The sequence below is a fragment of the Enterobacter sp. HK169 genome (genome assembly GCF_001719105.1).
GTDB classification, from domain to species: domain Bacteria; phylum Pseudomonadota; class Gammaproteobacteria; order Enterobacterales; family Enterobacteriaceae; genus Enterobacter; species Enterobacter asburiae_B.
The window spans coordinates 3,480,599-3,493,538 of sequence record NZ_CP017087.1 but is presented as its reverse complement, the minus strand read 5'-3'; the positions used below and the strand labels follow the sequence as shown (position 1 = coordinate 3,493,538).

Sequence of the window (12,940 nt, the reverse complement as noted above, 5' to 3'; positions counted from 1 at the left end):
GAAGACGTTATTGGGCGGGATAAACAGTGAGGTAAACGTAGCCCCAGCTACTAAGAGTATCAGCTATACAAGTTAGACCTGTAAGCTGAATGGTCATCTGACGTTGCTGCTGTGGATTTAGCTCACCGGAACGCAACATATTTCCTAACTGCTCTATAAACAGTGGGAAAGCATTTTCCAGGCTTTGTAGCTGCTCTGGGCTAAAGCTTCCCGTCAAACTAGCCCTGTCAGCCAGGTAATGCAGCCGGTTGCCTTCCTGAACTAATCTTGCGCCAAATCGTTGGGTTATATCGCTTTGTATCCCCCATCCATGGGATAGTGTGAATGGCATGAAAACCTCCGTTTAAAGCAACCCCTGCTCAGCAAAAGAAACCACTTCATTCCCAACAACCAAATGATCCAACACTCGCACTTCTACCAGTGCTAACGCTTTCACTATCAGCTGAGTGATGTGTTTATCCTGCTGACTGATTTCTGTCGTACCTGACGGATGGTTATGAGCCAGAATGACTGCAGCAGCATTGTGCTTCAGTGCCAATTTAACCACTTCGCGGGGATGAACTTCGGTTTGGCTGAGTGTGCCGGTAAACAGTGTTTCGCATCCCAGCAGGCAGTGCTGATTGTCGAGATACAACACCATAAAAACTTCACGCTCCTGATGAGCCATCTGTAATTGCAGCCAGGTTTTAGTGAAGCTGGTGGAAGTAAATGACTCACTCGGTTGACGCTGATATTTCTCCAGCAGTCGTAACGCCCGACGAATGATGCGTTGCTCGTTTGCAGGAAATATCGGGGATAAATTGAATACAGACATATTTGCTCCTTAAAACAAAAAGCCTCGCCGGTTTATTGGCAAGGCCTAGCGGAAGGGATAATAAAAAGGTTCATGAAACAAGCTGCAGCATATTCTCAGCCATCACCCACAGAGCACGGTTGAGCTTTACATCACCGTCGATACCCTTAACAGCGCGTGTATGGGCGCGTTTACCTTTAGTGGTTCGTACAGACAGACCGCCTTTAATCAGGTTTTCCTGAATGCGCTGATAAGTGGTCCACAGGTCGTTACTTTCATCCTGCCAGCGGCGTGGGGATAGGATTTGCGATTCCGTCACCGGCTGATGCTCTTCACCAAAGCGATAGGTTAATGCTGCTTTCGCCATCGCCTGTTGTGCTGGCGGCGGTAACAAAAGCGACTGCATTGCATTGCGCTTCTCCTCCACCCGGTCAAATATCCCCAGTACCTCGTAAGCCCCTTCAATGACTTTCTCCACCACGTTACCCTTATGGGGAACACGCACTTCACCAAAACTCTCACCGCAAATCAGCCCATTTTGGCAAACCGATCTAAATAGCCCTGGCAGCATCTGGTATGAGCTGGAACCGTCATGGCTATTAAGCAGAATAATTTCCGGCACTTGCTTGCCAGTGATTTGGCCTTCGCGGCGCAGGCGCAGCATATGTTTAGTGTGTTCACGCTTGCTCTGATCCCGCACACGAGTCTGGCAGGCGAAGAACGGCTGGAAGCCTTCTCGCTGCAGGTTATCGAGAATGGTTATGGTTGGGATGTAGGTGTATCGGTCACTACGTGATTCATGCTTTTCTTCACTAAAGACACTCGGTACGTAATGCGCCAGTTCATCATGGGTTAGAGGACGGTCGCGGCGAACCAGGTTGACCGCACCAAAGCGGCTGGCTAATTTCATGATAATTTCCTTAGGTTTTGGGGCATAAAAACAAAAGCCCCTGCTCCGTAAGGAGGCAGGGGCGATATGCAGGTTCAGTGATCGTTGCAGCAGAAGGCGGCTCAGAAGTTGTCCAGGATCCGTAATATCTGCGCCATCAGGGCAGTTATCAGCGCGGTCACCAGCAGCGTGGCTGCTTCTCTGGCTGCATCTATGCTGTCGTCATCGCGACCGGCCTGACGAAAGCGGATTTCAATAAATTGTCGGGCTTGCTGACCGCCGTACCAGGTCAGAACCTGACCCAAAGCGGTCACCAGCATTTTCAGAAAAATCATAGGGTTTGCTCCGGACTGCCTGACGGCAGTCCGTTGGTGATGTGACATCTTTTATGGAGGGAGATGAAACATAGAGACTACTCAGTTATAGGTGTAGCGCCACGCCCCTCTGTCGGTGGTGACTACCACTTCAGAAGCCACGCACTCATTATAAAAATTCACTTTGACGGACTGCCCGTAGCGCAGAGTGATCGGCAGAATGGTTTCCTTGTTAACGGAGGACATAAACTTTTTGTTGTCGATGCGGCAGTTGCCCCGATTAACGTCAATGTTTTCAACTTTCACACTGTCATCCAGCGAGGTGACCACTACAGTGGCGTAGCGTGTTCCGGCAGGATGAACATAATCACTGGTCTCCACTTTTATTGGAGAAGCTGGCTCGGCCAGCGCCGAAGCAGACAATAAAAGCAGTGCGGGTATCAACCATTGTTTGATTTTCACAGCGTATTCCTTTTAAGAGTAACGTATCGCCGGAACACGAATATCATCATTCATTACCAGCAACAGAAGGTAAAAACAGGTACAAATCAGAGTGAGGCCTTTGCCACACAGCCGTGTGTGCCAAACTCTGGCAGCACCTTCGCAGCCCCAGCTAGCGTGAAGGTAGCTGGATTAACACCTTCGCCGGATACCGAGACTTGTTTGCCGTTACGCAACTGTGTCCAGGCCAGCACCAGGTTATTGCTGCCGATACGACTGCCAGACTCACTGATATCAATGGCCTCTCCACCGTCAATGCTGACCTGAAGGTTTTTATCCTCATCCATACTGACTTCATGCCCGTTAGCGTCCGTAAATATGACCGTAGCCGGCTGTGAGCCATAATCCTCACAGGATAGATATAACTGTGACTGACCTTTCCCCTTGATAACAAACTCTGATACGCCTTGGCCCCAACCACTGGACCAAGTTTCCTTATTTCCAAAAGCCTGCGCCATGACCGGAACAAGGCCACAGACCAGCACCAACGCGCTGAGTGATGAATTTTTCATGAATGTATCCTTCTGTAAGTAAAGCAAATTGTCCTGACGGACTGGAATACGGGCTCATTCCCTGATGAGCCCGCTGATATATTGATAATGCGGCAGGGCCTGAATGAATCTCGGGTCCTGAAAAATGCGAGTGATATGGCTGTTTCGCACAAAACAGCTGAGGGTCATCACCACATCAGTGATGGCTGAAAGGGTGAACACCTGAATGCGATCTTTCGATACGCCCACCAAGTACCACTCCCCGTCCAGACAGATAAGCCGGTAAGGGGCCACTGCAGACTGCTGATGACCTTGATGCAGAAAGTGAACACGGCGATTACGGATGATGGCCTGAACGATAGCCTGGAAACCACCAAACAACGCAGGTGCCTGACGTGGCGGGTCATTCCAGATAATACATGGAGAATCCTGACCACTGTCGAGCAACACCGACAGCAGCCTGGGATCCAGAGTAGGAAAGTAATGTGCAACGCTGGTTATCCGGGCAAAGCGGAGAATGTCGCTGTTGGTGCGAAAGGGACCCCGTGCGTCCAGGAGCCGGAAGCTTCCACGGGAATATTCGATGTCGAGATAGCGCAGACGCTCACGCAAGTCGCGCTGAACGGTGCGCTCAGAAACGCCAAACTCCTGAGCCAATTGTCTGACGCTGAGTGATTCGCCCATAAAGAGGCGACTGACCAGGATGGCGAGACGGTTGGCCAAACGATCATAGCGGTGTCCCTGTTCAGGCATGGAGTGTACTCCCAGCAGAAAATATTGGTACCAGTCATCTGCTGGCAGTGAAAAATGGATTAACGGGAAAGACGTTGCTGCCGGAGCCAGGCTACGATGATGCAGGCCGGTATGGTGACCCGGTAAGCCGGACCCGCAATATCGGAAATCATCCACGCCGAACTGAGCGCAATGGCTACGGGACCGGCGATAACGGACAGCGCTCTGGATGCCACCACCACAGTGCCCCAGGTGGCAATCCCCCCCAGTGATGTAATGACGCTGGCGGACAGCACGGTGGCAAGCTCCAGTGCAGCCAGCGAGGAGGTACGTATGGCTGCCTGTACTGCCATCAGAATGAGCTGAGGGGTGGGGTTGGTCAGGTCGAGTTGCATATTGCGAGAAAAAGTAGCCAGTTCTTCCGGTGTCATCTGGTCCAGGCTTTTCTCCAGCACCTTCATCAACAGGCACAACTCAATGGTCTCGGTGGTGCTTTTCAGGTTGTAGTTCACATTAAGCTTATCGCAAACATCCTCGAGGATTTCCCGGTAGGTCACGCCCTGCCCCAGCCGAATCAAACTTACCAGCGTATTGGCCCCGTAACGCTGAAATTCAGCCGCTATCAGTTGCCAGTAGCGCCGGTGTTCCGGTGCCAACAGACGGTATTCAGGGGTACTGGTCAGGCTCTCTGTCCAGCGGGTGTCGCCATCACGAGGGTCAGTGATCAGAATAGAAACCAACAGTTGCAGCTCTTCATTGCTGCACTGGCCCAGCAGGTTTAAATCGGGGTCGTTACGGTAGACAGCCATTGTTCTTCCTCAGTCAATGTGGTGAGAGGTCACACTGTAAGGGGGGCTGTTGCACAGATAGGTCTTATGAAATGGTGAATTTTTACGCGGATGGAGTTGAATGCGACACTGAGTGTCATAGTCCCGTGACAACTACGACTAAAACATACCCACTGAGGTTGGGAGCTGCCGTCATCCATTATGATAATATATGTCTGATTTTATGATGAATTACTGCATTTGTTCGAACAAAGACTGTATAGCCAGATCCATCAGTTCTGAGTGGCCCATACTGTGTTTTTTTGATAATTCCTTAAGCATCCTGATGCTTTCTTTGCTCAAGCCAAGAAGTTTGGCAGTCTGTTTTTTATCCGTCTCTTTTCTTTTTTCACGTACCTTCTTTTGTGACCAAGCTTTAGTCAACGAGGTGACTAACTCTTTAAAATTGTCTTCTCTTGTAAGCAGATAAAGCTGTGTGATTAATACGTATTTATTATCACTCTCCGTGAGAGGTTCTAAATCAGCCAGGAACTTATTCTTTTTCTTTAAGTAAAAAATTGAAAAAGAAACCGACTCTTTGCTTTTCATCAAAGAGGTGATATTAACCTCACGCCTGCATATCTCTTTAGCTCTCTTGTAGTTACAGGATAAATGTGAAATCAGAAGATTTATTTCAGTGTTTTTGAATGGCAACAAACTTAATAAGATCAAAATTGATTTGTAGCGTTCTTTATGCCCGCCTACTGCCCTGGGCAGACAAAATGTATCAGAAACGTATTGAGCTTGCGGGTTATCCCCCACATCACTATAGCGATGTATATTATCCGCTCTAAGTAGTTTAAACACATCTCTCCATCCGAGCTGCATCAGATTCCACCAGAAATAGTGGCATGCCTCGATATCATTTTTAAGCCATACAATACAACCATCGGAGAAAGCGTCACTTTCTACATCTTTTACAATTTTATTTACCTTATCAAAAGGAGATTTTATCTTATCAGAAGCAACACCAGAACAAATAAAACCTATTAATTTCGAGTCATCATTGGCTATTTGAGGGAAAATTGAGTTTGCTACCGTCATATCGAGCGAAATTAATATCCGCCTCAGTAGGGGCAATGGAAAGGTTGAAAGGTATTCCCTTATCAGCATTGGATCATCCCCTGCCAATTCCTGCGCAGATTTAATTCTCATCCTTTTTATACACTCATCATTCATGTCCAGTTCCTTCTATCAAACCTCCTTTTAGGATAACTTAAACCAAGGTATTAATGAAGATTATTCGTGTTAAAAATGATGCTCCATAGAGGAAAAAACAAGGAAAAAACGTTCCATTCATAGCGCACAGCCCCTGTAAATACTGGGACAAATGGTACTTTAGTGACATAGTTAAGCAACTTCCCCTACAACGTTAACTCCAGAGCGACTGAAGGACTAGCCAGGAGCACGCTGATGGTGCATGGCCCACCGGATGCACATACTTTACATAGCTCAAACTGTCGGATTGGTAATATATACCTGACACATCCTCTCTCTGTTACGCTTAAAGCTATGGGTTACCTTCATAACCCTTCTGTAATCAGAAATTATTTAATCAAGATAGGTTGAAACATCAAATCTCAGTTTTAATTATCTGAAGCATTATTTTTAAGAGTATTTTTTTACAGCTCCAGTCATTGATGTGAAAAACAAACCACTGGAGATTTCAACAATGAACAACACCTTTAATCCTTTCTGGCAACAACGTATTACCGACACCTTACTGAACGCCCTTAAGGCTTATCCGCGAGTATTAATGTTGAGGGTTGATCTACGACTACCCAATGCTCCTGCATCTACAGATGCTGCTGTTATTTCCCGATTTATAGACTCTCTGAAAGTAAAGATTGCAGTATACCTGCTTCGTAAACACCGCGAGGGCAACCGAAAACGCATGACCGACCTGCGTTATATCTGGGCAAGGGAATATGGAGAACGCAACGGTAAAAAGCACTACCACGTGGTGTTGTTGCTTAATCGCGAAGTCTGGTGTTCCGCAGGTAACTATAACGATCCGGCTTCACTGGCAGGGTTAATCAAACAGGCGTGGTGTAGCGCCTTACGGGTGGGTACTTCGGAGTATGCAACGCTGGCACACTTTCCGGAAAGCCCTGTGTACTGGATTGACCGCGGGAATAATGAGCAACTACAGGAGGCGTTAGTACGGGCTTCATATCTTGCAAAAGACCATACCAAAGTCACCGGTGATGGCGAACGTAATTTTGGATGCAGTCAGCGCTGATTTTCCCGTCAAGATTCACCCCAGCCTATCGGGGCCGATAAGGCTCTCAGGTATTTTTTTACTGGCAATCCCTATCCTCTGAAGGAGTACTGGCGTGCAATGGAACTCAACCACGCCGGACTCCTCCCATCATTAATTTTCAGAGGGAGAGATTCCATGGCTACTATCAACAACCCCATTCTTAGTGCTGAAGACCCGCTTATCGATATGACATTCATCACCACATACACCGGCATGACAGATAAGTGGTTCTACAAGCTTATTCAGGATGGCGAATTCCCGAAACCCATCAAACTGGGACGGAGTTCCCGTTGGTATAAAAGCGAAGTGGAAACCTGGATGCTACAGCGTATTGCTGACTCGCGGCGGATAGAAAAAATATGAAACGTACTACAGTACGAAACTGGGATTATCTATCCCTTCCAGACAGAGGTAACCATAAGCGTCAATACGGTGTGTATTGACGCTTATCCAGAACTAATATTTACTTTCTATGGAAGCAGAACGACGACAGCTGCAAGACTGCTTTGTGCTCATCCTGCACATGTACCCTCAACCGAGCTGCTCATTTCCTGCACAACTAACCATTACAGTGTCAGGTTTTGGAGACGGTATCCGCGTCATGCATCAGCGTATCTACCAGTGATTTAAAGAAGGACGGCAGGGGGAGTGGCTCACCTTCTTCATCCACATTGTGACAGTCAAACCAGACTCCGTTCTCATGTGCGATAAAGAACGTTTCCTCTTCACTTACCGTAAGCTCTATACATGGCCATTCATCACCATAGACTGAGTGATAGGTCACGGCAGTGAAAGGCGCGTTTCCATCCTCTCTGCGAAGAAGGGCCAACAACCTTTTCGAGAGCACCCAACTGTGCAGCTCCCGGAAATAGCCGCGAAGGTTTGTCTTACTTAGCAGATACACCTGGTTATCTAATTTGTCGATAATCTTTTCCGAACAGTAGCGAATGGTCTCAGGGTCTTTCACGACCAGTTCGCGCCAGCCACCCGGGTTTGATTCCTGAATAATTTCTCGGAGTGTATTTGACATATTTTCTTTTTTATTCAGCTTATCCAGCAGCTCAATAAACACATTTTTCTCTGTCACCCTCAGCCAGTTCTCATTACGCTCACGCCAAGACTGATGTAAAGGAAGGCAAAAGGTGTACCGTTGTCCTTTCTGCCATATCAGATAATCTCCCAGTGACAGCAGCGCACGTTCAAGTAAGTGCTCGTAGTTATGCAGAACCTGTTCGTTAAGCACCCAATAGGTTTTCTCTGTCAGAGATATAAATCGGGTAAGATCGTAACCGCTATTATCAGCATTTTTGGCCCCCTTGAGCAGCCCCCTTACGCGACCTTTAAGATGAGGGTGAGATTCTGCCCGAATTAAGGCAGGCTCCCATTCACTATCCAAAGTAATCAGCGTTGCTTTAAGGGCTTCCTCATCCCACTGCTCGTTAAAACCCAGTCGAACGTCAACTGTACTCATATAGCTGTAAATGTTACCAGCATATGGGGCCAGTTCATCCAGAGAACGAATAACCCCCACTGCAACCTGATTGCTGTCAATACGCATGGTGTACAGGAAGTTATCGGTGACACGACTCCATTGAGCGTGCTGCTCAGCGAAGTAGGCGTGGCTGGACGATTTCTTATAAGTAATAAATGCGCAGAGTGCATAAAAACGACATGCTCCAAGTAAGTCAGAGCCCGTTAGAAACTCCATCAGCAAGCTGCGGTGTTCACGGGTTGCATGCTGGGAGCAAAGGAAATCTAGGACGGATGAGATGATTTCGATGTTACTGGGGTTGAAGGTATCCTTCGCTTCGAATTCTGAGGAACTAAAACCTTCACGGATGCTTCTCAGGGCGCTGAACCAGGTCGCATTTAGGTTTGCCAGCAGATATGCAGGTTCAGATGACTGACCGCATTCAAGAAGAAATGCCATCCGCTTAAAAAAGCGCAGAAAAAGGGTATCAAAGCTTTCGGCCCTTTTTTTGCTCAGATTCCAGAACATATCAGTCCAGGCCTGATCGATTTTCTCTCCAAATATCACGGCACCAGGCTGCTGGCTCATTCTGCCTGAGAGCCAGGCTTTGAAGTTTTCGAAATCGGTAAGCGCTTTCCCCCGCGAATTCATTTTGATATAGAGATCGTCAGAAAGTCCAAATGAGGACAGGTTTAAATATTGGAATACCACAGGCTGCGAGTCAGAACTGCACAGTTTGAAATAAAGCCCACTCGGTGCGTCATCGAAGCATGATTGAATCGCATTCAGCATCGTCAAGCAGGCTGAAACCGTAGGGTCCTGAAGCCAGGAGTGATAAAACCAGCGGCTGTCCGTTATCTGTTCCCTAAGGTCAGGGGCATTCTCTGCAAACTGTAGACCACTGTTGTCGGCTCGCACCAGCGCATGGAAAAACTCCGTTGCGGCGGTGCGGGTCTGATATGTGAAACGGGATTTGCCCAAATGAGTGAATCGCTCAATGAAATCAGCATATTTACCCTCTTTGTTCGCCAGATACCAGTGAAGCAAGAAGAGAGTTGTAAGGCGCTGCTGGCCATCAAGGACCGAAAGGGTGGGACGCTCCTCAGTGCTGAGGTTTCCATAAATAAAATCGAGATCAAGCGGTAGTGTGCCAACAGGAGCTGTTAACGCCTGACTGAGCGACAGGAGAAACTGATCGCGAATCTCCCATGCGTCCTCGCGCCCCTGAGCATAGTCACGCTGTATGATGGGGATCTCAACGTTGCTTACTTCGCTGAATAAACTGGCGAATGTGATGACTTTACCTTGCTGCATACATTGCTCCATCAAAAAATACGGTCAGGGCATCTGTAATTGCGCGCCGGTAGCTGTCCTGATCCTGGCTACTCCAGAAAGTCATTTCGTGGACGTTACTGCTGTAGTATTTAAGAAATACGTTTCTTGTACCGGGAGGGACAAAAGTTGACGCTTTGTCCGCTTCAATAATGCGATTACGCTTCACCGGAAAGATGGCATTGCGATAGCTTCTGTTAGTTGACTGATCCAATAGCGTAAGGTTTCCAATGCTGTCATCCCTGTCCAGTAGAGGCATCTGACTATACTCATGCAGAATGTCGCTGAAATAGACTTCAAATTTTTCACTGTCAAAGGGTTCTTCCAGAAGCAAAGCTTTTGCACGCTCAAACAGTACCTGTTGTGCCGAACTTACCTTATCGGTTCCTTCTTCCGATAAATTGTAAGGACGAAAATGCTCACGCATCACTTCTGTCCAGGCCTTCTGTCCGCTGATATTTTCCGGCATTTGTGAGCTGACTGAAGTAATGTGCTCAATATCCCAGGCGTCGAGCTTGTAATGCCGGAATGGGAATCGGGTAGATGAATTTTTGTTAGCCAGCAAAATGGCAATATTAAAAAGCAAAAGCACAGGACGCAGCGAACGCTCAGGATACGTCAGAGCAGAGAGTGTGGCGTCAATCTGGCTGCTGCGCTCGCCCCGTCCCTGGCTCAACGGGCTCGCGAGTCCTGGCAGGGCAATACGTAGTATTCTTTGCTTCAGTACGGCAATGAATTTCGATTTAGTCTCACAGCTTTCAGATTCGCTGATAAGCTGAGGAATGACGCTCTCACTATTACTAATGAGGTAACCGACAAGATGATAAGTCATGCGGCCTTGGTACCACTCATCGAGTAACATAAAACGCTGTTTGATCCGCAGCCACACTTTCTCTATGCGCTCCGGATCCTGATGCGTTTCTTCCAAGTAATGAGCGAACGACAGGAATATGTAGTGTGGATCCTGGCGGGAAACACCAGACTTCAGTGAATCTGCGACCAGTCCGAGTATAAACTCTATGCGGTTGCTCTCACGGGGATGATTACTGATGAAATACCAGAAGTCCTCTTGCTGAAGACGGCGTTCTGTTTCATCCCACTCCTGCGCAATCCTGAGTTGGTGAAAGCGAACGTTGAGATCTGTTGCATGGCTGAAGTTCCCGGCATTAAGCAGCAGTGCTTTAACCAGCTCTGCGTTGGTTAGCGGGATTTTTCCACGATTAAGTCGGGAAAATACCTCAGTCACGTTTGCCTGCTCGCTTAGCTGATACCAGATCACTTTTACATTTTTACCAGCCTCATCATCATTCAGCAGAGTCTGCAAAAAGCTGAACTTATAGACAGGCGGTCGTGAACTGAACCATGCATCTATTACTTCCCGAGCCTGATTCATATGATAAAAATCAATATTATCATCTGCGTGATCGCTATTGATATTGCTAAGGAAATTTGCACTCTCAGGACGGGTTTCGTAGCGCAGAGAGTACCCTGAATGTCCAAGCATAGCGGCAATGTCCTTCAGATAATGAAGGATAATGCAGATAGTTGTCAGGCGCTGCTGACCATCAACCAATTCCCATTCTTCGCCACACTGCTTAATAACAACAGGCTGTAGACAGTAGAAGGCTTTGCGGGAACTTGACTCGCTGTTTTTCTGAAATTCCGCGATGTCATCCAGCAGATCTGTTACCTGCCTTTGCGTCCAGCGGTAGCCCCGCTGGTATGAGGGTATGAAAAAACGCTGTTTCATCAGGTCGCTAATTGGCCTAAGGAGAAGTTCATTGCTCGTGGTCATGTGCCTCCCTGCATGCCTGATTTTTCCGGCCGCATGTTAAGTAGTTTAAGTCAGTTATAACAGTAATTGGCCTGCTTCGCTTTTTGCACATGGTGCGCAGCGGTACATTATCTTTTCCCTAAGGAAGGTAAACCGCCGGAGACAACAATCCTGCGCCCGCCAATGTATTGGTCCATAATGTCTCGTGACTTGGCATTTTTGGTTTTTTTACCCTTTGCCGCTACTTTCTTGTTTTTGCTCGATTTGCTCTTTGCAGCAAGTCTTTTCTTGGCATGGGCAAGCAGAATGAGCCGCCCTGACATCAAGCTCTGTCTGGAAGTATCCGCCGCATCATAACCATTCACGATGGTCACTATTTCTTTTTCAATTTCAGATAACGTTTTTTCAGTAACAAATTTCTCAACTACAGCGGAGTATTTTTTATCGAGCGGTTGAGTTATTGCCCACTGATAGGATATCGTCGTTACACTGTTTTTCTTTGAAGGGTTGCTACTGATGGGAGAAGAGCTTGGCCTTTCTGAATGGGCTTTATTTATATGCTTTTCTAATCTTTTCGCGTCTTTGAGAGAGACGTTACATACTGGACATTTGCAGCTTTGACGGGCAATAAGTGGTGCCTCTGCTACCGGCTTAGCAAGATGAGGGACCATCTTCCAGCCATGATTGGTTAGCAAATGGCTGGACAGCACCGTCACCTCAACTGCGGTATTACACAGAGCACATATAATTTTTTCCAAATTCTCCTCCCTCAAGCGATGGATGCTACAGGGCAGAAGCATCGCACGCTATTATGTTTAGCTTGTCATTATCATCCCAGCCATCCCGTCCAAACACTTTTTGGTCTTCTCCCAGTCAGGCATTACCTGCCCCATGAGCCGGTAGAAGCGTTCGCTATGGTTATGCTCGGCCAGATGGCAGAGTTCATGCAAGATAACGTAATCGATACACTCACGCGGGGCCTTTACCAGGTTGGGATTCAGGGTCACCCTTCCATTGGGGGAACAACTTCCCCACTGAGTCTGCATGGTAAGAATGCGCAATGGTGGTGAGTCACTGACCCATAACGCTTGCTCCAGCATAGCACTCAGCCTTTTGGCGAAGACTTCGCGGGCTCGAGCCTTATACCAGTCAGTCAGCAACTGCAGAACCTTTTCAGCGCTCTTATAGCGTAAGGTGACTTCCAGCTTGCCACGCAACATTTTTACACCCTGAGTGTCAGAGGGAGCCACTATCACCTTAAGCATGTACTGTTTGCCCAAGTAATAGTGGCTCTCACCGCTGATATACTGTCGTGGAGTTATATATTCCAGCTGCTTACGGAAGTCCCGTAGCTGCTGATAGATCCAGCGCCCACGCTTTTCAACGGCATTCAGAACCTGTTGATCATCGGTATCCTGCGGCGCCGATACTACAACCCGGCAGTCGGGGTGAACTTTTATCAGGATGCGTCCATTCACCAACGGTCGTGGTTTACACTCGAAGGTAATACGTTCATCACCGTAAATGAAGCTCATTGCTCTTTCGCCCACAAT

At 47.7% G+C, this 12,940-nt stretch carries 15 protein-coding genes; 2 read left to right on the top strand and 13 right to left on the bottom strand.

What is annotated here, in order from left to right; genetic code table 11:
• Window positions 1–7: 7 nt before the first annotated feature.
• The 9 genes from EnteroDNA1_RS16600 to EnteroDNA1_RS16560 form a co-directional block, all read right to left on the bottom strand.
• Window positions 8–331, bottom strand: a complete 324-nt coding sequence (locus EnteroDNA1_RS16600) for a type IV toxin-antitoxin system YeeU family antitoxin (protein WP_069303594.1) — start codon at window positions 329–331, stop codon at window positions 8–10.
• Window positions 332–343: 12 nt separating this feature from the next.
• On the bottom strand, window positions 344–814 hold the full coding sequence (gene radC, locus EnteroDNA1_RS16595; RefSeq protein WP_069303593.1) for a RadC family protein: 471 nt from the start codon (window positions 812–814) through the stop codon (window positions 344–346).
• A 70-nt stretch (window positions 815–884) separates the two neighbouring features.
• Window positions 885–1,706, bottom strand: coding sequence for a DUF932 domain-containing protein (locus EnteroDNA1_RS16590; RefSeq protein ID WP_069303592.1), 822 nt, complete (start codon window positions 1,704–1,706; stop codon window positions 885–887).
• 98 nt (window positions 1,707–1,804) lie between these two features.
• Complete coding sequence (locus EnteroDNA1_RS16585; RefSeq protein ID WP_049141565.1) at window positions 1,805–2,017, bottom strand: hypothetical protein; 213 nt, start codon at window positions 2,015–2,017, stop codon at window positions 1,805–1,807.
• Between the two features lie 81 nt (window positions 2,018–2,098).
• A complete protein-coding gene (locus tag EnteroDNA1_RS16580; protein ID WP_069303591.1) occupies window positions 2,099–2,458 on the bottom strand; it encodes a hypothetical protein in 360 nt (119 codons plus the stop codon).
• Window positions 2,459–2,544: 86 nt separating this feature from the next.
• On the bottom strand, window positions 2,545–3,009 hold the full coding sequence (locus tag EnteroDNA1_RS16575; protein WP_069303590.1) for a hypothetical protein: 465 nt from the start codon (window positions 3,007–3,009) through the stop codon (window positions 2,545–2,547).
• Window positions 3,010–3,063: 54 nt separating this feature from the next.
• Window positions 3,064–3,741, bottom strand: a complete 678-nt coding sequence (locus tag EnteroDNA1_RS16570) for a helix-turn-helix transcriptional regulator (protein ID WP_069303589.1) — start codon at window positions 3,739–3,741, stop codon at window positions 3,064–3,066.
• Between the two features lie 59 nt (window positions 3,742–3,800).
• On the bottom strand, window positions 3,801–4,529 hold the full coding sequence (locus EnteroDNA1_RS16565) for a DUF3944 domain-containing protein (protein WP_069303588.1): 729 nt from the start codon (window positions 4,527–4,529) through the stop codon (window positions 3,801–3,803).
• Between the two features lie 210 nt (window positions 4,530–4,739).
• Window positions 4,740–5,726, bottom strand: a complete 987-nt coding sequence (locus EnteroDNA1_RS16560) for a hypothetical protein (protein WP_069303587.1) — start codon at window positions 5,724–5,726, stop codon at window positions 4,740–4,742.
• A gap of 493 nt (window positions 5,727–6,219) precedes the next feature.
• Here EnteroDNA1_RS16560 and EnteroDNA1_RS16555 point away from each other — a divergent pair, with 493 nt between their 5' ends.
• On the top strand, window positions 6,220–6,789 hold the full coding sequence (locus tag EnteroDNA1_RS16555; protein WP_069303586.1) for an inovirus Gp2 family protein: 570 nt from the start codon (window positions 6,220–6,222) through the stop codon (window positions 6,787–6,789).
• Window positions 6,790–6,945: 156 nt separating this feature from the next.
• A complete protein-coding gene (locus tag EnteroDNA1_RS16550; protein WP_069303937.1) occupies window positions 6,946–7,173 on the top strand; it encodes a helix-turn-helix transcriptional regulator in 228 nt (75 codons plus the stop codon).
• A 211-nt stretch (window positions 7,174–7,384) separates the two neighbouring features.
• Here the strand turns inward: EnteroDNA1_RS16550 and EnteroDNA1_RS16545 are convergent, their stop codons facing one another.
• The 4 genes from EnteroDNA1_RS16545 to EnteroDNA1_RS16530 all read right to left on the bottom strand — a co-directional run bounded on the left by EnteroDNA1_RS16545 (window position 7,385) and on the right by EnteroDNA1_RS16530 (window position 12,922).
• Window positions 7,385–9,595, bottom strand: a complete 2,211-nt coding sequence (locus EnteroDNA1_RS16545; RefSeq protein ID WP_069303585.1) for a DUF262 domain-containing protein — start codon at window positions 9,593–9,595, stop codon at window positions 7,385–7,387.
• On the bottom strand, window positions 9,582–11,408 hold the full coding sequence (locus EnteroDNA1_RS16540) for a DUF262 domain-containing protein (RefSeq protein WP_069303584.1): 1,827 nt from the start codon (window positions 11,406–11,408) through the stop codon (window positions 9,582–9,584). Before EnteroDNA1_RS16540 ends, EnteroDNA1_RS16545 begins: the two co-directional genes overlap by 14 nt.
• Before the next feature lie 107 nt (window positions 11,409–11,515).
• Window positions 11,516–12,145: a hypothetical protein gene (locus tag EnteroDNA1_RS16535; RefSeq protein WP_156779522.1), complete on the bottom strand. Its 630-nt coding sequence runs from the start codon at window positions 12,143–12,145 to the stop codon at window positions 11,516–11,518.
• A 57-nt stretch (window positions 12,146–12,202) separates the two neighbouring features.
• A complete protein-coding gene (locus EnteroDNA1_RS16530) occupies window positions 12,203–12,922 on the bottom strand; it encodes a M48 family metallopeptidase (RefSeq protein ID WP_069303582.1) in 720 nt (239 codons plus the stop codon).
• Between the last annotated feature and the right edge of the window lie 18 nt (window positions 12,923–12,940).